At 72.5% G+C, this 23,698-nt stretch carries 17 protein-coding genes and 1 pseudogene; 6 read left to right on the top strand and 12 right to left on the bottom strand.

Annotated features, from left to right (window positions below; translation table 11 throughout):
* Nucleotides 1-27 precede the first annotated feature (27 nt).
* A complete protein-coding gene (locus tag FDO69_RS16825) occupies nucleotides 28-1,341 on the top strand; it encodes an MFS transporter (protein ID WP_104780646.1) in 1,314 nt (437 codons plus the stop codon).
* A gap of 13 nt (nucleotides 1,342-1,354) precedes the next feature.
* Here the strand turns inward: FDO69_RS16825 and FDO69_RS16820 are convergent, their stop codons facing one another.
* The 10 genes from FDO69_RS16820 to hrcA all read right to left on the bottom strand — a co-directional run bounded on the left by FDO69_RS16820 (nucleotide 1,355) and on the right by hrcA (nucleotide 12,484).
* Complete coding sequence (locus tag FDO69_RS16820) at nucleotides 1,355-2,347, bottom strand: adenosine deaminase (RefSeq protein WP_167526622.1); 993 nt, start codon at nucleotides 2,345-2,347, stop codon at nucleotides 1,355-1,357.
* A gap of 20 nt (nucleotides 2,348-2,367) precedes the next feature.
* Nucleotides 2,368-3,273 carry a ribonuclease Z gene (locus FDO69_RS16815; RefSeq protein ID WP_104780644.1) on the bottom strand — a complete coding sequence of 302 codons (906 nt, stop codon included), beginning with the start codon at nucleotides 3,271-3,273 and terminating at the stop codon, nucleotides 2,368-2,370.
* 6 nt (nucleotides 3,274-3,279) lie between these two features.
* Nucleotides 3,280-3,633: a histidine triad nucleotide-binding protein gene (locus tag FDO69_RS16810; protein ID WP_104780643.1), complete on the bottom strand. Its 354-nt coding sequence runs from the start codon at nucleotides 3,631-3,633 to the stop codon at nucleotides 3,280-3,282.
* A gap of 123 nt (nucleotides 3,634-3,756) precedes the next feature.
* Nucleotides 3,757-6,987, bottom strand: coding sequence for a S41 family peptidase (locus FDO69_RS16805; protein ID WP_104780642.1), 3,231 nt, complete (start codon nucleotides 6,985-6,987; stop codon nucleotides 3,757-3,759).
* A 45-nt stretch (nucleotides 6,988-7,032) separates the two neighbouring features.
* Nucleotides 7,033-7,578, bottom strand: coding sequence for a hypothetical protein (locus tag FDO69_RS16800; protein ID WP_104780641.1), 546 nt, complete (start codon nucleotides 7,576-7,578; stop codon nucleotides 7,033-7,035).
* A 49-nt stretch (nucleotides 7,579-7,627) separates the two neighbouring features.
* The gene (locus tag FDO69_RS16795; protein WP_104780640.1) at nucleotides 7,628-8,020 is read right to left on the bottom strand and encodes a VOC family protein; all 393 of its coding nucleotides are present in this window, start codon (nucleotides 8,018-8,020) and stop codon (nucleotides 7,628-7,630) included.
* 13 nt (nucleotides 8,021-8,033) lie between these two features.
* Nucleotides 8,034-8,774, bottom strand: a complete 741-nt coding sequence (locus FDO69_RS16790) for a 16S rRNA (uracil(1498)-N(3))-methyltransferase (protein WP_104780639.1) — start codon at nucleotides 8,772-8,774, stop codon at nucleotides 8,034-8,036.
* A complete protein-coding gene (locus FDO69_RS16785) occupies nucleotides 8,771-9,889 on the bottom strand; it encodes a nitronate monooxygenase (protein ID WP_104780638.1) in 1,119 nt (372 codons plus the stop codon). Before FDO69_RS16785 ends, FDO69_RS16790 begins: the two co-directional genes overlap by 4 nt.
* A gap of 442 nt (nucleotides 9,890-10,331) precedes the next feature.
* Nucleotides 10,332-11,468 carry a molecular chaperone DnaJ gene (dnaJ, locus tag FDO69_RS16780; protein WP_104780637.1) on the bottom strand — a complete coding sequence of 379 codons (1,137 nt, stop codon included), beginning with the start codon at nucleotides 11,466-11,468 and terminating at the stop codon, nucleotides 10,332-10,334.
* A complete protein-coding gene (gene hrcA / locus FDO69_RS16775) occupies nucleotides 11,468-12,484 on the bottom strand; it encodes a heat-inducible transcriptional repressor HrcA (protein WP_031103805.1) in 1,017 nt (338 codons plus the stop codon). Before hrcA ends, dnaJ begins: the two co-directional genes overlap by 1 nt.
* 172 nt (nucleotides 12,485-12,656) lie before the next feature.
* Between hrcA and FDO69_RS16770 the strand changes: the two genes are divergently transcribed.
* Complete coding sequence (locus FDO69_RS16770) at nucleotides 12,657-13,388, top strand: MBL fold metallo-hydrolase (protein ID WP_104780636.1); 732 nt, start codon at nucleotides 12,657-12,659, stop codon at nucleotides 13,386-13,388.
* A 31-nt stretch (nucleotides 13,389-13,419) separates the two neighbouring features.
* Complete coding sequence (locus FDO69_RS16765) at nucleotides 13,420-14,223, top strand: DUF3097 domain-containing protein (protein ID WP_104780635.1); 804 nt, start codon at nucleotides 13,420-13,422, stop codon at nucleotides 14,221-14,223.
* A 369-nt stretch (nucleotides 14,224-14,592) separates the two neighbouring features.
* Here FDO69_RS16765 and hemW read toward each other — a convergent pair whose 3' ends face one another.
* Both hemW and FDO69_RS16755 read right to left on the bottom strand, forming a co-directional pair.
* Entirely contained in the window at nucleotides 14,593-15,825 is a 1,233-nt protein-coding gene (gene hemW / locus FDO69_RS16760; protein ID WP_104780634.1) for a radical SAM family heme chaperone HemW, read from the bottom strand.
* Between the two features lie 27 nt (nucleotides 15,826-15,852).
* A complete protein-coding gene (locus FDO69_RS16755; protein ID WP_104780633.1) occupies nucleotides 15,853-18,216 on the bottom strand; it encodes a SpoIIE family protein phosphatase in 2,364 nt (787 codons plus the stop codon).
* A gap of 342 nt (nucleotides 18,217-18,558) precedes the next feature.
* On the opposite strand from FDO69_RS16755, the pseudogene FDO69_RS41975 reads away from it, so the two are divergent.
* The 3 genes and pseudogenes from FDO69_RS41975 to FDO69_RS16745 form a co-directional block, all read left to right on the top strand.
* Nucleotides 18,559-19,294, top strand: a pseudogene (locus FDO69_RS41975) (HAMP domain-containing protein); the annotation flags it as partial.
* A gap of 17 nt (nucleotides 19,295-19,311) precedes the next feature.
* Complete coding sequence (locus FDO69_RS16750; RefSeq protein ID WP_240806337.1) at nucleotides 19,312-23,199, top strand: HAMP domain-containing protein; 3,888 nt, start codon at nucleotides 19,312-19,314, stop codon at nucleotides 23,197-23,199.
* Complete coding sequence (locus tag FDO69_RS16745; RefSeq protein WP_104780632.1) at nucleotides 23,196-23,666, top strand: response regulator; 471 nt, start codon at nucleotides 23,196-23,198, stop codon at nucleotides 23,664-23,666. Before FDO69_RS16750 ends, FDO69_RS16745 begins: the two co-directional genes overlap by 4 nt.
* The last annotated feature ends 32 nt before the right edge of the window (nucleotides 23,667-23,698 follow it).

Here is a 23,698-nt window from a genome sequence, read left to right as displayed (position 1 = left end):
CTCCTTTCGCATGCCCTGGGAACGCCCGTGTTCGCCCCCCGCACCACTCCCTGGCCCCTCGTCGCCCTTTTCACGGCCGGGTACCTCGCTCCGTATCTGCTGCCCACCACCGTCGGCAGACTCGACTCGGACCTTCCGCTCTCCGCCACACAGGCCGGCGCCGTCGGCAGTGCCCTGCTGCTGAGTTCGGCCGCCGCCGGATTCGTCCTGGCCTCCCGGGTCGAACGGCTCGGAGCCCGCACCCTCGCCCGGCTCGGCCTGGCCCTGGCCTTGCTCGGCTACGGCGGTGCCGCCCTGACCACGGCGATACCCGCCGTCGTCGCCGGCGCGATCGTCGGCGGCTTCGGCTCCGGCACGGCCACCACCGTCGCCGCGACCCTCATCGCCGGTCAGAAAGATCCGCACCGGGCCTCCACGGCCGGGCTGCTCAGCGTCTCCGCCCTCGCGGGCGCCGTGTATCTGACGGTGCCGCACCTCGGCCCGGGCCACGGTCTGCCGCTGGCCGCGATCGCCCTCACGGCCCTGGCGGTCTGGCCGCTCACCGGCCGGCTGCCCGCCGGCACGCCCGTCGCGCCCGCCCGGCACGACAACGCCCGGCTGCCCCACGCCCGTTCGGGACTGCTGCTGGCCGCCGCGATGGTGTGCTGGTCGCTCGCCCAGAACTCCCTGTGGGGCGTGAGCGGCCGGATCGGCCTTGAGCAGGTGCACCTCGGCGAGGCGACCGTCGGCGTGGTCTTCGCCCTCGGACTGGGCGCCGGGCTGACCGGGGTCCTCGCGGCGGGCGCCCTCGGGGCCCGCCTCGGACGCGCCGTACCCATCGGCGGCGGCACCGTCCTCATCGCCGCCTGCATCGCGCTCAGCGCCTCCGCGACCGACCTGGGCAGCTTCGCGGCCGGCGAGATCGCCTGGAACACGCTCTACCCGGTGGTGCTGTCGTACCTCATCGGCCTCGCCGCCTCGCTCGACCCGCGCGGCCGCTGGGCGGTGCTGGTCGGCTCGGCGTCCTCACTGGGCACCGCCGCCGGGCCGCTGACCGGCAGCGTGCTGTCGGCGCAGGCCGGATTCCCGGTCATGGGCGCGGTCCTCGGCGCGGGCCTGCTGGTGATCGCCCTGCCGATGACCGCCGTCGCCCTGCACACCGGCGGACGTCCGCTGCTGCCCGGTGCGATCCGCCGCCGCGGCGGGCACCCGGCCGCCCTGGTCGCCGCCGCCCCGGGCGCGCCCACCGGCGCGGTCCCGGAGATCGGCGCCCCGGAACAGCCGGTGGTGGAGATCGAGGTGGAGACCCCGGCCGTCCCCGCCCAGCGTGCCTACGACAAGGCGGGGTCGGAGGTCTTCTGAGACCTGCCCGGACTTATCCGAAGGTGTACGACTCCACCTCGGCGAGATACCGCGCCCGCAGCTCCTCGTCGTCCTCCAGGAAGGAGGCGAGGAAGGAGTTGCGGGCCAGCTCGCGCAGCCGCTCCTCGGTGAGACCGAGGGTGGCGCGCACGGCGTCGAAGTTGTCACCGGCGTAGCCGCCGAAGTAGGCCGGGTCGTCGGAGTTGACCGTGCACATGAGGCCTGCGTCGAGCATGGCGGGCAGCGGGTGGTCGGCGAGGGTGTCGACCGTGCGCAGCCGGACGTTGGACAGCGGGCACAGGGTCAGCGGCACCCGGTCGCGCACGAGCCGCTCCACCAGCGCCGGGTCCTCCACGCAGCGCAGCCCGTGGTCGACGCGCTCCACGCCGAGGATGTCCAGCGCCTCGGTGATGTACTCCGGCGGGCCCTCCTCGCCGGCGTGCGCGACCCGCCGCAGACCGAGCGCGGCGGCGGCCTCGTAGACCTCGCGGAACTTCACCGGCGGGTGCCCGACCTCGGCGGAGTCGAGGCCGACGCCGGTGATCCGGTCCAGGTACGGCTTGGCCGCGTCCAGCGTGGCCAGGGCCGACTCGGCGGACTCGTCGCGCAGGAAGCACAGGATCAGCCGGGTCGAGACGCCGTGGTTGTCCGCGCTGTTCCCCAGCGCCCGCCACAGCCCCTCGACGACGGTGCCGATCTCGAGACCGCGGCTGGTGTGGGCCTGCGGGTCGAAGAAGATCTCCGCGTGCCGCACGCCCTGGGCGGCGGCCCGGGCGAGATAGGCGTTCGCCAGGTCCTCGAAGTCCCGCTCGGTGCGCAGGACGGCCATGAGCTCGTAGTACAGGTTCAGGAAGGACTGCAGGTCCTCGAACCGGTAGGCCTCGCGCAGCTCGTCCGTGTCGGCGTAGGGCAGCGTGACGCCGTTGCGCGCGGCGAGCTCGAAGGCGAGTTCCGGTTCCAGGGTGCCTTCGATGTGAAGGTGCAGTTCGGCTTTGGGGAGGGACATCAACTCATCGTACGGCCGTTTCACCGACGCTTCGGAACCGGCACCCTGAGTAGATCGTGCGCCACGGTCAGCTCACCCTCGTACCCGGCGGCCCGGGCCTGGCGCTCGAACTCGTCGGGTTCGGTGTACCGCTGGCTGAAGTGGGTCAGCACGAGGTGCCGCACCCCGCCGTCCCGGGCCACCCGCGCGGCCTGGCCTGCCGTCAGGTGGCCGTGCTCCACGGCGAGTTCCTCGTCCTCGTCGAGGAACGTCGACTCGATGACGAGCATGTCGCAGCCCTCGGCGAGTGCGTGCACACCGTCGCAGAGCCGGGTGTCCATGACGAACGCGAACCGCTGCCCGCGCCGCACCTCGCTGACGTCCTCCAGTGAGACCCCGCCGAGCGAGCCCTCACGCTGGATCCGGCCCACGTCCGGGCCCTTGATGCCGTGTGCGGCGAGCCGCTCGGGCAGCATGCGGCGGCCGTCGGGCTCGACGATCCGGTAGCCGTACGACTCCACCGGGTGCGACAGCTTCCGGGCCTGGAGCGTGTAGCCGTCCGTGCGGGCGAGGGGCCCGTCCGCGGCGACCGGGGCCTCGGTGATGCCGACGGTCTCGCGGTAGGCGGTGGCGTACCGGAGCCGGTCGAAGAAGCGCTGCCCGGAGCGGGGGTAGTGGGCGGTGATCTCGTGCGGGACCTTGTCGAGGTTGATGCGCTGGATCACACCGGCGAGGCCGAGGGAGTGGTCGCCGTGGAAGTGCGTGACGCAGATCCGGTTCAGGTCGTGCGCGGCGACCCCGGCGCGCAGCATCTGACGCTGCGTACCCTCGCCGGGGTCGAACAGGATGCCCTCGCCGTCCCAGCGCAGCAGGTAGCCGTTGTGGTTGCGGTGCCGGGTCGGGACCTGGCTGGCGGTGCCGAGGACCACGAGTTCACGTACGGACAAGGCGGACTACCCGGGGGGCCATTCGAGGCCGCGGCCGCCGAGCACATGGCCGTGCACGTGCCAGACCGTCTGGCCGGCACCGCTGCCCGTGTTGAAGACGAGGCGGTAGCTGTCGAGCTTTTCCTCGTCGGCGACGGCCTGGGCCTCGCGGAGCACGTCCGCGGTGAGGGCCGGGTCGGCGGCGGCGAGGGCGGCGGCGTTCTCGTGGTGCGCCTTGGGGATGATCAGGACGTGGGTGGGGGCCTGGGGGTTGATGTCGCGGAACGCGACGGTCGTCTCCGTCTGGCGGACGATCGTCGCCGGGATGGTGCCTGCGACGATCTTGCAGAACAGGCAGTCTTCCTGCGGTTCCCCGGCCATTCGGTTACCTCCGAAGTTCTGGCGTTGCGGTGCCGACGGCATCGTATCGTCGTCGGGTGCGGGTGATTCGTGGCTGGTCGCGCCCACGCGGCGGAGCCGCACATCGACACAGCCCCGCGCCCCTTAAGTCGGCAGGCCTGGCGGCGTCTTTGCCGGTACTGCCTCCAGCGCCTCCAACGCCAGGCGGATCGCCTCGTCCAGTTGGGTGTCCCTGTCCGCCGCGTAGTCCTGGGGGCGTTGGACGATCTCCACATCCGGGTCCACGCCGTGGTTCTCCACGCCCCACTCGTAGCCCTCCAGCCAGAACGCGTACTTGGGCTGGGTCACGAGGGTGCCGTCGACCAGGCGGTAGCGGCTGTCGATGCCGATGACGCCGCCCCAGGTGCGGGTGCCGACGACCGGGCCGAGGCCGAGGGCCTTGATCGCCGCGTTGACGATGTCGCCGTCGGAGCCGGAGAACTCGTTGGCGACGGCCACGACGGGGCCGCGCGGGGCGTCCTCCGGGTAGCTGTAGGGGCGCATGCCGCGCGGGACGGCCCAGCCGACGATGCGGCGGGCCAGTTTCTCGACGACCAGCTGGGAGGTGTGGCCGCCGCGGTTCTCGCGCACGTCGACGACCAGGCCCTCGCGGGCGACCTCGACGCGCAGGTCGCGGTGGATCTGGGCCCAGCCGGGGGCCTGCATGTCGGGGACGTGCAGATAGCCGAGGCGGCCGCCGGCCTTCTCGTGGACGTAGGCACGGCGGTCGGCGACCCAGGCGTGGTAGCGCAGGGGTTCCTCGTCGGCGACCGGGACGACGACGGCGTGCCGCGGGTCGCCGCCGCCGGACGGGGAGATGGTCAGCTCGACCGGCTTGCCGGCCGTGCCGATGAGCAGCGGGCCGGGGCCGAGAACGGGGTCGACCGGCTGTCCCGCGACCGCCACGACGGCGTCTCCGGGGCGTACCGCGACGCCCGGCGCGGCCAGCGGGCTGCGGGCGTCCGGGTCGGAGGTCTCGGAGGGCAGGATGCGGTCGACCCGCCAACTGCCGTCCGCATGGCGGGAGATGTCGGCACCGAGCAGGCCCTGCCGGGGGCCGCCGCCGTGTCCGCCGCGCGGAATGACGTAGGCGTGCGAGGTGCCGAGCTCGCCCTGGACCTCCCACAGCAGGTCGACCAGGTCGTCATGGGTGGCGACCCGCTCCACGACCGGGCGGTAGCGCTCGAGGACGCCGTCCCAGTCGACGCCGCTCATGTCCGGCCGCCAGAAGTGGTCACGCATGATGCGGCCGTTCTCGTCGAACATCTGACGCCACTCGGCCGCCGGGTCGACGAACTGGCGTACGCGGCCCAGGTCGACGGTGATGTTGGAGTCGCTGTCGTCGTCGCCGGAGGCGCGCCGGTCGCTGGGGACGACCTTCAGCCGCCCGTCGGTCCACAGCAGCACCCGCTTGCCGTCGCCGCTGACGGCGAAGTGGTCGGCGTCGACGGCGAGATGCTCGATGCGCTGCTGGGCGAGGTCGTAGCGCTCCAGCTCGGACTTGGGGTCGGGGTCGTCCGGGGTGGCCCGGGACGCGCCGAGGACCCCGGCGACCGGGTGGCGCAGCCACAGGACGCCGTCCTTGGCGGCACGCAGGTTGGTGTAGCGGGCGGCCTCGACCGGGAAGGGCACGATGCGGTCGGCGAGACCTTCGAGGTCGATGCGGGTGGTGGGGGTGCCCTCGCTGTCGGGGGTCTCCTCCCGGTCGGGCGTCTCGAAGGACCTGCCGTGCCGCTGCGGCCCGAAGGGGGAGGGCGTGGTGGCCGCGAGGGTGATCAGATACGGCCGGGCGCCCACCACGAAGGCCAGGTCGAAGACGTGCTCGTCGTAGACCGGGTCGAAGGAGCGGGTCGACAGGAACGCGAGGTGCTTGCCGTCGAGGGTGAACGCGGGCGCGTAGTCCTGGAAGCGCAGCGGGGTGGCCTCGGTGACCGACAGGTCGGTGGTGTTGGCGAGTTTCAGCTGGCACAGCGGCCGGGGGCCGGGGTGGGACCAGGCCAGCCAGGACGAGTCGGGTGAGAAGACCAGGCCCGACACGTCGCCGTCGTCGCTGCGGTCGACCTCCCGCACCTCGCCCGTCTCCCGCTCCACGAGCAGCAGGCGCCCGTCGTGGCAGGACACGGCCGCGCGGCTGCCGTCGGGGGCCATGGCGAGGTCCAGCACCCGGCCGAGCTGCCCGGCGGCGATCCGCCGGGGTGTCGCGCCCGGGGCGAGTCCGGTGGCGGGCGCGAACTCCAGGGCGTCGTCGCCCTCGGCGTCCGTCACCCACACCACCCACTGCTCGCCGTCCGCGCGGAACGTGCGCGGCAGCCGGGCCCGTACGCCCGGTGTCGCGGCCAGCGCGCGGGCCGGGCCGGAGCGGTGGGTGACCCAGTGCACGGAGCCGCGTACGGCGACCGCGCTGCCGCGTGCGGTGTGGTCCGGGGACGCCGAGCCGAACCACCGGGAGGCGTTCACCGGGAACGGCTGGAGATCGACGCGCTGCCCGCCCAGCCGCACGTCCAGCCGCCGGGGCTCGGCGCCCTCCAGGTCGTCCAGCACCCACAGTTCACCGGCGCTGGAATAGACGACCCGGGTGCCGTCGGTCGCGGCGTGCCGGGCGTAGAAGCCGTCGAGAGGGGTGTGCCGGCGCAGGTCGGAGCCGTCGGCGAGGGAGGAGTAGAGCGCTCCGGTGCCCTCGTGGTCGGAGAGGAAGCCGATCCTCCCCCACGTTCCCGGCTCCGCTCGAACAGGGGGGACCCCCATCCCCACCCACAGCGGGTACTCGATGTTGCCGTCCAGGTCCTCGTGCAGCCGCACGAACTCCCCGTCGTCCTCGCGGTCGATCCACAACTTGCCCGCCGTGCCGCCGCGGTAGCGCTTCCACCAGGCCGCCTCACGCCCCATCGGCGCGGACAGCAGCACCGTGCGCGGGCCGTGCGCGACGTCGCCGACGGGCCCGTACGGCAGGGTGGTGGCCGGGCCGCCGTCGAGCGGGACGGCACGTGCCCAGGTGCGGCGCAGGCTCGCCTGACCCTGGGTGCTGATCGCCAGGACCTCGCCCTCCGGGGTCCAGCCGCGCACCTGTGTCTTGAGACTCCCCCAGTACGTCAGTCGCTTGGCCGGACCGCCGTCGACCGGGGCGATGAACACCTCGGGGGCGCCGTCACGGGAGGAGGTCCAGGCGACGGTGGTGCCGTCGGGCGAGATGCGGGGCTGGGTCACCGGCATGTTGTCGGCGCTGACCCGCCAGGCCCGGCCGCCGTCGAGTGGAGCGAGCCACACGTCGTCCTCGGCGGTGAAGGCGACCAGGTCGCCGTGCACATGGGGGAACCGGAGGTAAGCAGGCGATGTCACCCGATCACCCTATGCAGGGACGACGCCGCACGGACAGGGTTCGGATCACTTGCCCTCGACAGGGCGGCAGTCCGGGTACCGCTCGCACCAGATGGTCTGGGTGACGGTCACGGTGACCGTCGGCCCGGGCTGTCCGTTCGTGGGCACACCGACGGGCGGCGGGCTGGTGGAGTCGCAGTCGCCGAGGCCGTCGACCTCGAACCACACCTTGCCGTCCACCTTGGCGGTGATCTTCCCGCGCACGCAGGCGCCGTCCACCGCGTGGGTGACCTTGCCGTCGACGGTGATGTCCTTGCCGTCGTCGGTCTCGCCCTGGCAGTCGACGGTGGCGACGGCCCGCTCACGCGCCGAGGGTGACGGCGTCCCGCCGTTCTTCCCGAAGGAGGCGGTGCACGTGAGCCACCGCACGTCCGCCTTCTGCCGGTCGAGCTCTTTGGTCACGGTCTGGTCGGTGGTGTACGCGACGGACGCGGCGCTGACGCTGCCGGGCTCGCAGGCGGCGGCGCCGCCCACGGCCACGACGGCGAACGTCGCCGCGACCGCCACCCGCCGCCCGCGCGGCCCCAGCCGTTTCGCTCTCGAAGCCCCCATGGAGGGGAGCCTGCCACTGCCGGGGGCCGCGCGGTAGGGCGCAAAGGCGTCAGCCGCGCAGCAGCAGCCACTCCTGAAGCTCCACCAAGTTGCCCTCGGGGTCCTTGAGATGGGCCACCCGCATGCGGTCCGTCATGGGCGCCGGGCCGTGCAGCACCGTGGCGCCGCGCAGCGTGATCTCCTCGCAGTACGCGTCCAGCCCGTCCACCCGCAGCACGACCAGGGAGCGGTGACCGGCCGCCACGTCGCCCACTTCGTCGAGCACCTGGGCCATCATCGACCGGTCCTGCAGAGCGATCCCGGCGGAACCGACGGCGGGGCTGAACTTCTCGTACGGCCCGTCCACCGCCCCCGACTGCGGTGTGAGGCCGAGGACCTCGCCGTAGAAGCGGTAACAGGCGGGGAAGTCGGTCACCAGCAGACGAACCTGTGCGAGTTCCACGGTGCCTCCAGGGTCAGGACCAGCGTCCGGTGCGTGCCAGGAGTACGGCCGCGGCGGCCGTCCCGGCGGTCGATGTGCGCAGCACACTGCGTCCGAGGCGGTACGCCTGCGCCCCCGCCTCCTCGAACAGCGCCAGCTCCTCCGGCGCCACGCCCCCTTCGGGCCCCACGACCAGCACGATCTCGCCGGTGGCCGGAAGGTCGGCCGTGGCCAGGGGTGTGTCCCCGCTCTCGTGCAGCACGGCGGCGAACTCCGCCCCCGCCAGCAGGGCGGCGACCTGCCTGGTCGTGGCCGCCTCCGCGACCTCCGGGAAGCGCACCCGGCGGGACTGCTTGCCGGCCTCCCGGGCCGTCGCCCGCCATTTGCCCAGGGCCTTGACCCCGCGCTCGCCCTTCCACTGCGTGATGCAGCGCGCGGCCGCCCACGGCACGATCGCGTCGACGCCGACCTCGGTCATCGTCTCGACGGCGAGTTCCCCCCGGTCGCCCTTGGGCAGCGCCTGGACGACGGTGACCCGGGGCTGCTCTGCGGGCTCCTCGGACACCGAGTCCAGCTGGAGGATCAGCCGGTCCTTGCCCTCCGTGTCGAGCACGACGCAGTCCGCCCAGCGGCCTGCCCCGTCGGTGAGGACGACGTTCTCACCGGCGCGCAGCCGCTTCACGGAGACGGCGTGCCGTCCTTCCGGCCCGTCGAGGACGTACCGGCCGCCACCGCCCGCGTCGAAATGCTCGACCACGAACACCGGCGCGGTCACAGCACGCCCCCGCCCGTCAACGAGGCGCGGGCGGCGGCCAGTTCCCCGGCCAGCACCTCCACCAGCTGCCCGGCGGGCAGCTCCCGCGCCATCCGGTGCCCCTGCCCGGCCCACAGCGCCATGCCCTGTGCGTCCCCGGCCTTGGCGGCGGCCTTGCGCAGCGGCGAGGTGAGGTGGTGGATCTCGGGGTAGGCGGCGGGCGCGTACGGGCCGTGCTCGCGCAGGAACCGGTTGACGAGCCCGCGAGCCGGGCGGCCGGAGAAGGCCCGGGTCAACTCCGTGCGCACGAACAGGGGGTTGGTCAGCGCCTGCTTGTGCAGGGCGTGCGCCCCCGATTCGGGCGTGGCGAGGAAGGCGGTGCCCAGCTGGGCCGCGCTCGCGCCCGCGGCGAGGACACCGGCGATCTGGCCGCCGCGCATGATGCCGCCGGCGGCGATGATCGGGATGCTCACCGCTTCGCGGACCTGGGCGATCAGCGACAGCAGCCCGATGCCTGACCCGTCCGTCTCGGGGATGTCCCGGTGGGTGCCCTGGTGGCCGCCGGCCTCGACGCCCTGGGCGATGACCCCGTCCGCGCCTGCCCGTTCGACGGCCCGGGCCTCGTCGGGGGTGGTCGCGGCGGCCAGGACGAAGGTGCCGACGCGGTGCAGGGCGTCGACGACCTCGCGGCTCGGGACGCCGAAGTGGAAGGAAACCACCGGTACGGGGTTGTCGCGCAGCACCACGAGCTTGGCCTCGAAGCCGTCGTCGCGTCCGCTGTCCGGGTCGCCGAGCTCGGCCTCGTACCAGGTGGCCTCGCCGGCCAGCTGGTGGGCGTAGACGTCGACGGCGGCGGCATGAGGGAGTGCGGCGCCGACCGCTCCGGTGGAGCCGCTGCTTGCGGCGGGGTACTCCGGCTGCGGCATGAAGACGTTGACGCCGAAGGGCCTGCTCGTGAGGCTCCGGAGCTGCTTGATCTCCTGGTACATCCCGTCGGCGGTCTTGTACCCGGCGGCGAGGAACCCGAGCCCTCCCGCCTCGCACACGGCGGCGGCGAGCTGGGGTACGGAGACGCCGCCCGCCATGGGGGCCTGCACGATCGGGAGGGGGAAGAGATCGGTCAGTGCGGAGGACATGACCGCATGTTGTCACGTCCTCCGAACAACTCCGAAACCGGCCTGCCCACTGGCATAGACCAGAGGAACAGGCACTTCTCGTGGCCGGGGGCTCCCCCGGTCAGCGCCCGTTGAAGGCGTCCTTCAACCGCGAGAACAACCCCTGCTGACCCGGCTGACTGTGCCTGCCCGGGGGACGCCCCCCGGACCCCCGGCAGCAGCCGGACCGCACGCGTCAGCGCCCGTTGAAGGCGTCCTTCAACCGCGAGAACAACCCCTGCTGACCCGGCTGACTGTGCCTGCCCGGGGGACGCCCCCCGGACCCCCGGCAGCAGCCGGACCGCACGCGTCAGCGCCCGTTGAAGGCGTCCTTCAACCGCGAGAACAACCCCTGCTGACCCGGCTGACTGTGCCTGCCCGGGGGACGCCCCCCGGACCCCCGGCAGCAGCCGGACCGCACGCGTCAGCGCCCGTTGAAGGCGTCCTTCAACCGCGAGAACAACCCCTGCTGACCCGGCTGGAACTGGCCCGTGGGGCGCTCCTCGCCGCGGAGCTTGGAGAGCTCGCGCAGCAGGCGTTCCTGCTCGGGGTCGAGCTTGGTCGGGGTGGTGACCTCGACGTGGACGATGAGGTCGCCGCGTCCGCCGCCGCGCAGGTGTGTGATGCCCCGGCCGTGCAGGGGGATCGACTGGCCGGACTGGGTGCCCGGGCGGATGTCGACCTCTTCGAGGCCGTCGAGCGTCTCCAGCGGCACCTTCGTGCCGAGGGCCGCCGCCGTCATCGGGAGCGTCACCGTGCAGTGCAGGTCGTCGCCGCGGCGCTGGAACTGCGCGTGCGGCAGCTCGTGGATCTCGACGTAGAGGTCACCGGCCGGACCACCGCCGGGTCCGACCTCGCCCTCACCGGCGAGCTGGATCCGCGTGCCGTTGTCGACACCGGCCGGGATCTTGACCGTGAGCGTACGGCGGGACCGGACGCGGCCGTCACCGGCGCACTCCGGGCACGGGGTCGGGACGACCGTGCCGAAGCCCTGGCACTGCGGGCACGGGCGGGACGTCATGACCTGGCCCAGGAAGGACCGGGTCACCTGCGAGACCTCACCGCGGCCGCGGCACATGTCACACGTCTGGGCGGAGGTGCCCGGGGCCGCGCCCTCACCGCTGCAGGTGTTGCAGACGACGGCCGTGTCGACCTGGATGTCCTTGGTCGTACCGAAGGCCGCCTCGTCGAGTTCGACCTCGATACGGATCATCGCGTCCTGGCCGCGGCGGGTGCGCGAGCGCGGTCCGCGCTGCGACGCCGTACCGAAGAACGCGTCCATGATGTCCGAGAAGTTCCCGAAGCCACCGGCTCCGAAGCCGCCCGCGCCGCCGCCTCCGGCCTGCGAGAGCGGGTCGCCGCCGAGGTCGTAGACCTGCTTCTTCTGCGGGTCCGACAGCACCTCGTAAGCGGCGTTGATCTCCTTGAACCGCTCCTGGGTCTTCGGATCGGGGTTGACGTCCGGGTGCAGCTCGCGTGCGAGCCGCCGGAAGGCCTTCTTGATCTCTTCCTGCGACGCGTCGCGGCGCACGCCGAGTACGGCGTAGTAGTCCGTGGCCACTACGACTCCGCCAGGATCTGTCCGACGTACCGTGCCACTGCGCGTACCGCTCCCATCGTTCCCGGGTAGTCCATGCGGGTCGGTCCGACCACGCCGAGCTTGGCGACTGCCTCGCCGCCCGAACCGTAGCCGACCGACACGACGGACGTGGAGTTGAGTCCTTCGTGGGCGTTCTCGTGACCGATCCGTACGGTCACGCCCGGATCCTGCGCCTCGCCGAGCAGCTTGAGGAGCACGACCTGCTCCTCCAGCGCCTCCAGCACCGGCCGGATCGTGAGAGGGAAGTCATGCCCGAAGCGGGTCAGATTGGCGGTGCCGCCGATCATCAACCGCTCCTCGTTCTCCTCGACGAGCGTCTCCAGAAGTGTGGAGAGCACCGTGGAGACCGTACCCCGGTCCTCGTGCTCGAACGCCTCGGGGAGATCCTCCACCAGACTCGGCACATCCGCGAAACGGCGGTTCGCCACACGGCTGTTGAGCCGCGCGCGCAGATCCGCGAGTGAGGCGTCGCCGAAGGGCGCCGGGCAGTCGACCACCCGCTGCTCGACCCGCCCGGTGTCCGTGATCAGCACGAGCATCACGCGTGCGGGCGCCAGGGAGAGCAACTCCACGTGCCGCACGGTCGAACGGGTCAGCGACGGGTACTGCACGACGGCGACCTGCCGCGTGAGCTGCGCGAGCAGCCGTACCGTACGCGCCACGACGTCGTCGAGGTCGACGGCACCCTCGAGGAAGTTCTGGATCGCGCGCCGCTCGGGCGCGGTCATCGGCTTGACGCCGGCCAGCTTGTCGACGAACAGCCGGTAGCCCTTGTCGGTGGGGATGCGCCCGGCGCTGGTGTGCGGCTGGGCGATGTACCCCTCGTCCTCCAGGGCCGCCATGTCGTTGCGGACGGTGGCCGGGGAGACGCCGAGGCTGTGCCGCTCGGTGAGGGCCTTGGAGCCCACCGGCTCCTCGGTGCCGACGTAGTCCTGGACGATGGCGCGCAGCACCTGCAGCCTGCGTTCACTGAGCATCGCGCACACCTCCAGAAGTCGTCCGCCCGTGGTCCTGCCTGTCGAGCCTGGCACTCTGCGCGTGCGAGTGCCAGCATTCCCCGGCCCAGTGTACGGCGGTGGGGTACACCCCCGGCAAGGCTGGTCGTGCGGCGCCGCGCCCGGGGCGGGGCGCACCCGCTAGCGTCGCCGTATGACGGTGACTTGGGAAGACCTCGGATGGGAGCGCGTGGCCGCCGGGGTGGGGCGGTGCCGGCTGCCGGTGTGGGACTGCACGGCGGGGCTGGTCGCCGGGGAGGGCGCGGTCCTCTTGATCGACGCGGGTTCGAGCCTCGCCGAGGGCGCGAAACTGGGCGCGCAGGCGCGGGCACTCACCGGTCACCGTGTGACACATCTCGCGCTGACCCACCCGCACTTCGACCATGTCTTCGGCGCCGCGGCGCTCCCGGACACCGAGGTCTTCGGCGCGGTGGGCGTGGACGCGCTGCTGACACGGGCGCGGGACCGCGAGGAACTGCGCGAGGACGGGGTGCGCCAGGGTCTGGCGGCGCCCGCGGCCCAGGAGGCGGCGGAGCGGCTGACCCCGCCCGGCCACCTGGTCTCCGGCGAGTGGACGCTCGACCTGGGCGGCGGCCGGCAGGTGCTGCTCGCGAACGTCGGCCCGGGGCACACCGCGCACGACCTGGCGGTGCTGGTGCCCGGTGATCCGGAGGTGGTGTTCTGCGGCGACCTGGTCGAGGAGTCCGGCGAGCCCCAGGCGGGCCCGGACGCGGTGCCGTCGCACTGGCCGGCCGCCCTGGACCGGCTGCTCGACCTGGGCGGCGAGGACGCGGTGTACGTGCCCGGTCACGGAGCGGTGGTGGACGCGGCGTTCGTGCGGGCGCAACGGGACGCGCTGGCGGCGCGTTTCGGCGTGTCGCGGTGATCGCCGTCCGCCTTCTCCTATCGTCATTCGAATGCGCCAGTACTCCGCCGATCTGACCCCGCCGTGGAAGAAGCCGAAGCCGGTGCCCGAGGTCGCGGCGGAGCCGGGCCTGGTGGTGGAGGAGTCGGGGACCGGTTTCTGCGGTGCGGTGATCCGCTGCGAGGCGGGCACGGTGACGCTGGAGGACCGCTTCGGCAAGCACCGGGTGTTCCCGATGGAACCGCGCGGCTTCCTCCTGGAGGGCAGGGTGGTGACCCTCGTCCGCCCCGCTCCCGGCGGCCCGGCACGTCCCACCCGTACGGCCTCGGGGTCCGTCGCCGTCCCCGGCGCACGCGCCCGCGTGGCCCGCGCCGGCCGCATCTACGTCGAGGGCCGCCACGACGCCGAGCTGGTCGAGAAGGTGTGGGGCGACGACCTGCGCATCGAGGGCGTGGTCGTGGAGTACCTGGAGGGCGTCGACGACCTGCCGTCGATCGTCACGGAGTTCGCCCCCGGGCCCGACGCGCGCCTCGGCGTCCTGGTCGACCACCTGGTCCCGGGCAGCAAGGAGTGGCGCATCGCCCGGTCGGTGACGAGCGAGCACGCCCTGGTCGTGGGCCACCCGTACATCGACATCTGGGAGGCGGTGAAACCGTCGTCCCTGGGCATCGGGTCCTGGCCCCGGATCCCGCGCGGCCAGGACTGGAAGACAGGGGTGTGCAGGGCCCTGGGCTGGCCGGACAACACGGGCGCGGCCTGGCAGCGGATCCTGTCGGGCGTCCACTCGTACAAGGACCTGGAGCCGGAGCTGCTGGGCCGGGTGGAAGAACTGATCGACTTCGTGACAGCACCCTGACTACGGGCCCGCGCAGCAACCCAGCAGCACAACTGCTCAGCAGCGGCCGCGCGCAACCACCCAGCCACGGGCATGCGCAGCCGCCCCTCTGCGGGCCCGCGCAGCCACCCGGCTACAGGCGTGCCCAGCCACCCAGCCACAGGCACACGCAGCCACCCAGCTACGGGCCCGCGCAGCCCAGCTGCGGGCATGCCCAGCCACCCAGCCACGGGCATGCGCAGCCGCCCAGCTGCGGGCATGCGTGCCGCTGAGGGCGGCACGGGTGGGCGTGGGGGTCCCCCCTGCTCGAGCGAAGCCGAGAGCTTGGGGAAGGCACCCCGCTACGCCGGGCCGCGGACCCACCCGTCCCCAGCACGAACGCCGAGCACCTCAGTCCACGAGGTCCCGAACGACCCCGTCCGCCAGCAACCGCCCTCGCAACGTCAGCACCGCCCGCCCCTCCTCGTACGAAGCTTCCTGGAGCAGTCCGTCCGACAAGGCCTTGCGCGAGGCAGCCAGCCCCTCCTCCCGCAACAGCGACAACGGCACCCCCTCCCGCAGCCGAAGCTCCAGCAGAATCCGCTCGACCCTCCGGTCCTCATCGGACAGCACCTCACGCCCGGCCCCCGGCGACCGCCCCGCCGCCAGCGCGGCCGCGTACGCCCCCGGATGCTTGACGTTCCACCACCGCACCCCGCCCACATGGCTGTGCGCACCGGGCCCGGCCCCCCACCAGTCGGCCCCCCGCCAGTACAGCTCGTTGTGCAGGCACCGCCCGGCCCGCGAGGTCGCCCAGTTCGACACCTCGTACCACTCGAAGCCGGCGCCCGAGAGCACCTCGTCCGCGATCAGGTAACGGTCGGCATGCACGTCGTCGTCGGTCATCGGCACCTCGCCCCGACGGATACGACGGGCGAGCTGCGTGCCCTCCTCGACGATCAGGGCGTAGGCGCTGACGTGATCCGGCCCGGCGCCCAGCACCGCGTCCAGCGACGCCCGCCAGTCGTCGTCGGACTCCCCCGGCGTGCCGTAGATCAGGTCGAGGTTCACATGGTCGAACCCGGCCGCCCTGGCCTCCGCCACACACGCCTCGGGCCGCCCGGGCGTGTGGGTGCGGTCCAGCACCTTCAGCACGTGCTGCCGGGCGCTCTGCATCCCGAAGGAGATCCGGTTGAAGCCCCCCTCGCGCAGGGCGGCCAGGTACGCGGGATCGACCGACTCCGGGTTCGCCTCGGTCGTGACCTCGGCGTCCTCCGCCAGCCCGAACTCGTCCCGCACGGCCTTCAGCATCCGTACGAGGTCACCGGCGTCCAGCAGCGTGGGCGTGCCGCCGCCCACGAACACCGTCCGCACCGGCCGCGGATCGTCCTTTAGCACCTTGCGCGCCAGCCGGATCTCGTCGGCCAGCGTCTCGGCGTAGTTGTCGCGGGACGCGAGCACGCCGCCGGTGCCGCGCAGCTCGGTGGCGGTGTACGTGTTGAAATCGCAGTAGCCGCAGCGGGTCGCGCAGTACGGGACGTGCAGGTAGAACCCGAGCGGGCGATCGGCGGCCCCGGCGAGGGCGGACGCGGGCAGCGCGCCGTCATCGGGGACGGGCTCGCCGTCGGGGAGTGCGGAAGGCATGCCCTCCATTGTCCAGCACCCGGGCGGTCAGTCCGCCTGGAGCACCAGCAGCGCCAGATCGTCCGCCGGGGGCCGCGCCCCGAACTCGTGCACCAGCCGCTTGATCCGCTCGGCTATCAGCTCCGCGTCCAGCCCGGCGCACCCGGCCAGCGCCGCCGCGAGCCCGTCACCGTCGTCGAACTGGCGGGAGCCCGAGCGGCGCTCGGTCACTCCGTCGGTGACGCACAGCAGGGTGTCGCCGGACCGCAGCTCGAAGGTGTCGCTGGTGTAGGTGGCGTCCTCGACGACGCCGAGGAGGGTCTGGGGCTGCGCGGCCGTGTGGACCTCGCCGCCCGCCCCGAGCACCAGGGGCAGTGGGTGCCCGGCGGAGGCGACGGTGCAGCGGACACCACCCTCGAAGGGGACGAGCTCGCCGTAGAGCAGGGACAGGAAGCGAGTCTGGGGACCGTCGCCGGGCGGGGTCGGTCGCGCGCCCGCGGCGACGAGCGCCCGGGCGGCCGCGTCGGCGGCCTCCGTGGCGTCGTCGAGCAGGAGCTGGTTGAGGCGGTCGAGTACGTCGGCGACCCGGTAGCCCTCGCGGGCCAGCAGCCGCAGCCAGGGCCGGGCCAGGCCGATCACGACGGCCGCCTCGGGGCCCTTGCCCTGGACGTCGCCGACGGCGAAGCACCAGCGGCCGTCGCCGGCCGGGAACAGGTCGTAGAAGTCGCCGCTGGGACCGCCCTTGTCGCACGGCTCGTAGACGAGGGCGCTGCGCACGCCGGGGATCTCGGCCACGGCACCGGGCAGCAGCCCGCGCTGGAGCACGGCGCTGATGGTGGCCTGCCGGGCGTACTGGCGGGCGGCGCCGATGGCGAGGGCCACCCGGCGGCTGAGGTCCTCGACGAGGCCGGTGATCTCGTCGGGGAAGCCGGCCGGTCCGGACCGCCCGATGACGAGGGTGCCCAGCGGGCGTCCCCCGGCGACCAGGCGGTAGGCGAGGGCCGAACCGGGCTCACCGTCTCCGAGCGCCTCGCCCGGCCAGGGGCAGTCGACGGGCCCGGATCCGCCCTGGTCCCGGCCGCGCTCGAACAGGGACCCGCCCAACGGGTCGAACGGCTGCGGCGGGTCCTTCTCCAGGGCGCGGCGCAGCTCCTCGATACGGTTCTCGCTGCCGTGCCAGACCCGGGCGAGGCGTGGTCCGCCCAGGCCTGCTCCGCCGCTCCAGCCGCCGGCGGTGGCCTCGTCCTCCAGCCACACCGCGCACCAGTCGGCCAGGCGGGGCACGATCAGCTGTCCGGCGAGGGCCGCGACGAGGTCCTCGTCGAGCTGTCCGGCGAGCAGGTCGGAGGCCTCGGCGAGGAAGGACAGGGCGCCGCGGCCGAGCCAGGCGCCGTCGGGCCCGTTCCGTCCGTCGCGGTTCTCGTGCCGGTCCCGCCAGTCCCGCAGGTCGTTCCAGTCGCGCAGGTCACGAGTTTCCCGTGAGCCGGGCCGGGGCCGCGCCTCTCCGCCACGATCCGGGTTCTGCCCGTCCTGGCGCCGGTCCCACGGTTCCGTGCCGCCTTCGCCCCGTGACGGGTCCCACGGTTCCGTACCGCCTTCGCCCCGTGACAGGTCCCACGGCCCCGTGCCGCCCTCGCCCCGTGACGGGTCCCACGGCCCCGTGCCGCCCTCGCCCCGCGAGCCCCATGCGTCTTCGCCGACTCGTGAGCCCCATGGCTCTGGGTGCTCACGCGAGTCCCACAGGTCTCCGCCGTCGCCCCTCGGCCGCAGGGGCTCGTCCGCCTCCTCACCCGGGCGTGGTTCGGGTGCCAGGATCTCCGCCACCCGCAGTCCGCGCGCCAGCGCGTGCTCCCCGGCGTACGCCTCGATCTGCTCGCCCGCCGCACAGCCGCCGGCGGGCAGCCGGGCCCACACGGTCTTGCGGCCCGTGCGGTACGTGACCCCCCACGCCTCGGAGAGCGCGGCGACGAGCCGCAGGCCACGCCCGCACTCGGGGGTGTCGTCCGGCGTCTCCGGCTCGCCGCCGCGCGGGGCGCGGGAGGGGTGGTGGTCGGAGACCTCGACGACGACGGCCGTGTCCGGGGCGCCGCCCGCGCCGCCTTCCAGCCGGAACTCCATCTGAACGTCGGTGCCGGCGTGCACCACGGCGTTGGTGACGAGTTCGCTGACGACGAGCGTGGCGTCGTCGGCGAGGCGGTCGCCGAGGTGCTCGGCGCCGGGCAGTGCGAGCCCGGTCCACTCGGCGAGAGCCTCGCGCACCAGGGCGCGGGCGGCGCCCGGGGCGAGGGAACTGCCGGGCAGGGTCGTGTGCGCCCGCGCGCGCTCCGGTGCGGGCGCCTCGGCGGCGGGCCCGGGCGCCGCGCAGGCGGGCGCGCGTGTGTCGGAGGCGAGCGCCCCGGCGGGGGGTGTCATCCCCTCCGCGGACGGTGCGGGCTCCTCGGAAACGGGCCCCTCCTGGACGGGAACTGGCCCCTCCTGGACGGGCACGGGCGTCTCCCAAGCAGGTGCAGGCGCTTCTGAGGCACGGGATGCGGTCTCCCGTTGCGTCGGAATGGCCCCCATGGACAGCTCCCCGGGCAGTTCGTACGAATACGCCACAGTCGATGCCGACAGAGTGACAGACTGGCCACGCCCATAAGCGTCGAGTTACCGAAGTGGGCCGCCATGAGTGAGAACAGTGCTACTCCTGTGGTCGAAGACCGGCACGAAGACGGTCAGATTCGTGCATCCGATCTGCGCCCCCTGCTCGCCGCCATGACCGCCGCCCGCGACGGCGACTTCACCAAGGTGCCGGAATCAGGCCACGGCATGGTGGCCGAACTGACCGCCGTCCACAACCAGATCATGGACCGCAGCGTCCACTTCACCGTCGAGGTGCAGCGCGTCCGACGGGAACTGGTGCGGCACGGCCGGCTCGACGAGCGGCTCTCGGCCAGCCCGGGCCAGGGCTTGTGGACGTCCCGGGTCAACGACGTGAACCAGTTGCTCGACGCCCTGGTCGCCCCGGCGGCGAACGCCACGCGTGTGCTGGACGCGGTGGCCGGCGGCGACCTCACCCAGCGGGTCGATCTGCACGACGGGACGCGGCAGTTGCGCGGCGATCTGCGGCGCCTGGGCCGGGCCGTGAACAAGATGGTGGACCAGCTGTCCCTGTTCACCGGCGAGGTGACGCGGGTGGCCCGCGAGGTGGGCACCGAGGGCCGGCTCGGCGGACGGGCCAAGGTGCAGGGCCTGTCGGGCAGTTGGCGGGACGTGACGGAGGCCGTCAACACGATGGCGTCCCGGCTGACGGCTCAGGTCCGGGACATCGCGGCGGTGACGACCGCGGTGGCCCGCGGCGACCTGACCCGAACGGTGACCGGTGGAGGCGACCGGTGAGCTGCTGGAACTGAAGCTGACGGTCAACACCATGGTCGACCAGCTGTCGGCCTTCGCCGACGAGGTCACCCGCGTCGCCCGCGAGGTCGGCACGGAGGGCAACCTCGGCGGGAGCTGACGGTCAACACCATGGTCGACCAGCTGTCGGCCTTCGCCGACGAGGTCACCCGCGTCGCCCGCGAGGTCGGCACCGAGGGCCGGCTGGGCGGCCGGGCGCAGGTGCGGGGCGTGTCCGGGGTGTGGAAGGACCTCACCGACAACGTCAACTTCATGGCGTCGAACCTGACCTCCCAGGTCCGCAACATCGCCCAGGTGACGACGGCCGTGGCCAACGGCGACCTGTCCCAGAAGATCACGGTGGACGCGCAGGGCGAGATCCTGGAGCTGAAGTCCACGATCAACACGATGGTCGACCAGCTGTCCGCCTTCGCCGACGAGGTCACCCGCGTCGCCCGCGAGGTCGGCACGGAAGGCAACCTCGGCGGCCGGGCCCAGGTGCGGGGCGTGTCCGGCGTCTGGAAGGACCTCACCGACAACGTCAACTTCATGGCGGACAACCTCACCTCGCAGGTCCGCAACATCGCCCTCGTCTCCACCGCCGTCGCGCAGGGCGACCTCGGCAAGAAGATCACGGTGGAGGCCAAGGGCGAGATCCTGGAGCTGAAGTCCACGATCAACACGATGGTCGACCAGCTGTCCGCCTTCGCCGACGAGGTCACCCGCGTCGCCCGCGAGGTCGGCACGGAAGGCAACCTCGGCGGGCAGGCCCAGGTGCGGGGCGTGTCCGGCGTCTGGAAGGACCTCACCGACAACGTCAACTTCATGGCGCTGAACCTGACCTCCCAGGTCCGCAACATCGCCCAGGTGACGACGGCCGTCGCCAACGGCGACCTGTCGAAGAAGATCACGGTCGACGCGCGCGGCGAGATCCTGGAACTGAAGGACACCGTCAACACGATGGTGGAGCAGTTGCGCGCCTTCGCCGACGAGGTGACCCGCGTCGCCCGCGAGGTCGGCACCGACGGGCGGCTCGGCGGCCGGGCCCAGGTGCGGGGCGTCTCCGGCGTCTGGCAGGACCTCACCGACAACGTCAACTTCATGGCGCTGAACCTGACCTCCCAGGTCCGCAACATCGCCCAGGTGACGACGGCCGTCGCCAACGGCGACCTGGCGGAGAAGATCACGGTCGACGCGCGCGGCGAGATCCTGGAACTGAAGGCCACCGTCAACACGATGGTGGAGCAGTTGCGCGCCTTCGCCGACCAGGTGAGCCGCGTCGCCCGCGAGGTCGGCACCGACGGGCGGCTCGGCGGCCGGGCCCAGGTGCTGGGCGTCTTGGGCGTCTGGCGGGACCTGACGGACAACGTCAACTACATGGCCGACAACCTCACCTCCCAGGTGCGCAACATCGCCCAGGTCGCGACGGCCGTGGCGCAGGGCGACCTGTCCCGGACGATCGACGTGGACGCGCGCGGCGAGATCCTGGAACTGAAGGCCACCGTCAACACCATGGTCGAGCAGCTGCGCGCGTTCGCCGACGAGGTGACCCGCGTCGCCCGCGAGGTCGGCACCGACGGGCGGCTCGGCGGCCGGGCCCAGGTGCGGGGCGTCTTGGGCGTCTGGCGGGGCCTGCCGGACAACGTGAACTACATGGCCGACAACCTCACCTCCCAGGTGCGCAACATCGCCCAGGTCGCGACGGCCGTGGCGCAGGGCGACCTGTCCCGGAAGATCGACGTGGACGCGCGCGGCGAGATCCTGGAGCTGAAGACGACCATCAACACCATGGTCGACACGCTCTCCTCGTTTGCCTCCGAGGTCACGCGTGTCGCCCGCGAGGTCGGCTCCGAAGGCCAACTGGGCGGCCAGGCCCGGGTCGAGGGCGTCTACGGCACCTGGAAGCGCCTGACGACGAACGTCAACGAACTCGCGTCCAACCTCACCACCCAGGTCCGCGCGATCGCCGAGGTCGCCTCCGCGGTGGCCCAGGGCGACATGTCCCGCTCGATCACCGTGGAGACGCAGGGCGAGGTCGCCGAGCTGAAGGACAACATCAACCTGATGGTGGCCAACCTGCGCGAGACGACCCGCGCGAAGGACTGGCTGGAGTCCAACCTGGCCCGGCTCGCCGCCCTGATGCAGGGTCACCGGGACCTGATGGAGGTCGCCGACCTGATACTCCGCGAGCTGACCCCGCTGGTGAGCGCCCAGTACGGCGCGTTCTACCTGGCCGACCCGGACGAGGACGGAGCAGCGGCCCCGACCAAGGGGCTCGCCTTCATCGCCGGGTACGGCGCCGCCCAGGACGCGACCGTCGAGACCGGCGGCCTGCCGGTGCACGGCCTGGTCGCCCAGGCGGCCCGGGAGAAGAAGCGCATCCTGGTGGAGGGCGCGCCGCCCGACTACATCAAGATCAACAGTGGTCTGGGCGAGGCGGCCCCGACCACGATCGTCATCATCCCGATCCTTTTCGAGGACAAGCTCCTCGGCGTCATCGAACTCGCCTCGTTCTCCCGCTTCTCCGATGTGCACCTGGCGTTCTTCGACCAGTTCGTCAACACCATCGGCGTCGCCATCAACACGATCATCGCCAACTCCCGCACGGAGTCCCTGCTGGGCGAGTCCCAGCGCCTGGCCATGCAGCTCCAGGAGCGCTCGGACGAACTCCAGAAGCAGCAGGGCGAGCTGCAGCGCTCCAACGCCGAACTGGAGGAGAAGGCCGCCCTGCTGGCCACGTCCTCGCAGTACAAGTCGGAGTTCCTGGCCAACATGTCGCACGAGCTGCGCACACCGCTGAACTCGCTGCTGATCCTGGCCCGGCTGCTCTCCGACAACCCGGACGGCCATCTCTCCGACCAGGAGGTGCAGTTCGCGACGACCATCCACCGCTCGGGCTCGGACCTCCTGCAGCTGATCAACGACATCCTGGACCTGTCGAAGATCGAGGCCGGCCGGATGGACGTACGCCCCAAGCGGCTCCCGCTCATCAAGCTGCTCGACTATGTCCACGCCACCTTCCGGCCCGTCACCCTCGACCGGGGACTCGCCTTCGAGGTCGCGGTCGGCGAGGACGTACCGCGCGAGATGTACTCGGACGAGCAGCGACTCCAGCAGATCCTCCGCAACCTCCTCTCCAACGCGATCAAGTTCACCGCGTCCGGCAAGGTCGAGCTGCGGGTGGACCGGGTGCAGGACACCGAGCACCGTCATATCCGGGACACCGACGACGTCATCGCGTTCGCCGTGTCCGACACCGGCATCGGGATCGCGCCGGCGAAACTCCCGGTGATCTTCGAGGCGTTCCAGCAGGCCGACGGCACCACCAACCGCAAGTACGGCGGGACCGGCCTCGGCCTGTCCATCAGCCGGGAGATCGCGGGCCTGCTCGGGGGCCGGATCGTGGCCGAGAGCGAACCAGGGAAAGGCTCCAGGTTCACCCTGTACGTGCCGGTCGTCAGCCCCGGCCACACCGCGCCCGCACCCGTGCCCGAGGACCGCGCGGACCTGCCGCTGCCCCTCCAGCCGAGCACCGGGCCCTTCCCGGTCGCGCACGACACGGACGACGCCTGGCCGTCGCCGACGAAGCTGGAGGCGTGGACGTCCGGCCGGCCGGGCCGGATCCTCGCCGGGCGGCGGGTGCTGATCGTCGACGACGACATCCGCAACGTCTTCGCCCTCACCCATGTCCTGGGCCGGGTCGGCATGACCGTGCTCTACGCGGAGAACGGCCGCGAGGGCATCGAGACGCTGGAGCGCAGCGCGGACGTCGAACTGGTCCTGATGGACATCATGATGCCGGAGATGGACGGCCACGAGACCATCTCCGCGATCCGCCGCACACCCCGCTGGTCGGGCCTGCCGATCGTGGCCCTGACCGCCAAGGCGATGCCCGGCGACCGGGAGAAGTCCATCGCCCGCGGGGCCAACGACTACGTCCCCAAGCCGGTGGACATCGACGGCCTGCTGAAGGTCGTGTGCGCCCTGCTGGACCCCGAGGGCACGGAAGAACAGGCATGAGCAGCACGCCCACCCACCCCGAGCGCGCCGGAATCCTCCTGGTCGACGACATGGAGGACAACCTGACCGCCCTGGAGGCCGTCCTCGCCTCCCTCAACGAGCCGCTGCTGCGCGCCCGTTCGGGCGAGGAGGCGATGAAGGCCCTGCTGCGGCAGCCGATCGCCCTGGTCCTGCTCGACATCCGCATGCCCGGCATGGACGGCTTCGAGACGGCCGCCCACATCAAACGCCTCGACCAGACCCGGGACGTCCCGATCATCTTCCTCACCGGCGCGGACGACGACGCGGGCTACGCCTTCCTCGGCTACGCGACCGGCGCCGCCGACTACGTGACCAAACCGTTCGACCCGTGGGTCCTCAGGGCGAAGGTCAGCGTCTTCCTGGACCTCTACCGCAAGGGAAGAGAGGTGGAACGCCTGAGGACGGAGATCCAGGAGCTGAGACGCAGAGTGGATGAAGGTACCTGAGGGGCGCGGGGCTGTATCGATGTGCGGCTCCG

This window comes from Streptomyces tibetensis, assembly GCF_007655005.1.
Taxonomy (GTDB): domain Bacteria; phylum Actinomycetota; class Actinomycetes; order Streptomycetales; family Streptomycetaceae; genus Streptomyces; species Streptomyces tibetensis.
The sequence above is the reverse complement of the archived record's forward strand: the minus strand, read 5'-3'. Positions and strand labels throughout refer to the sequence as shown.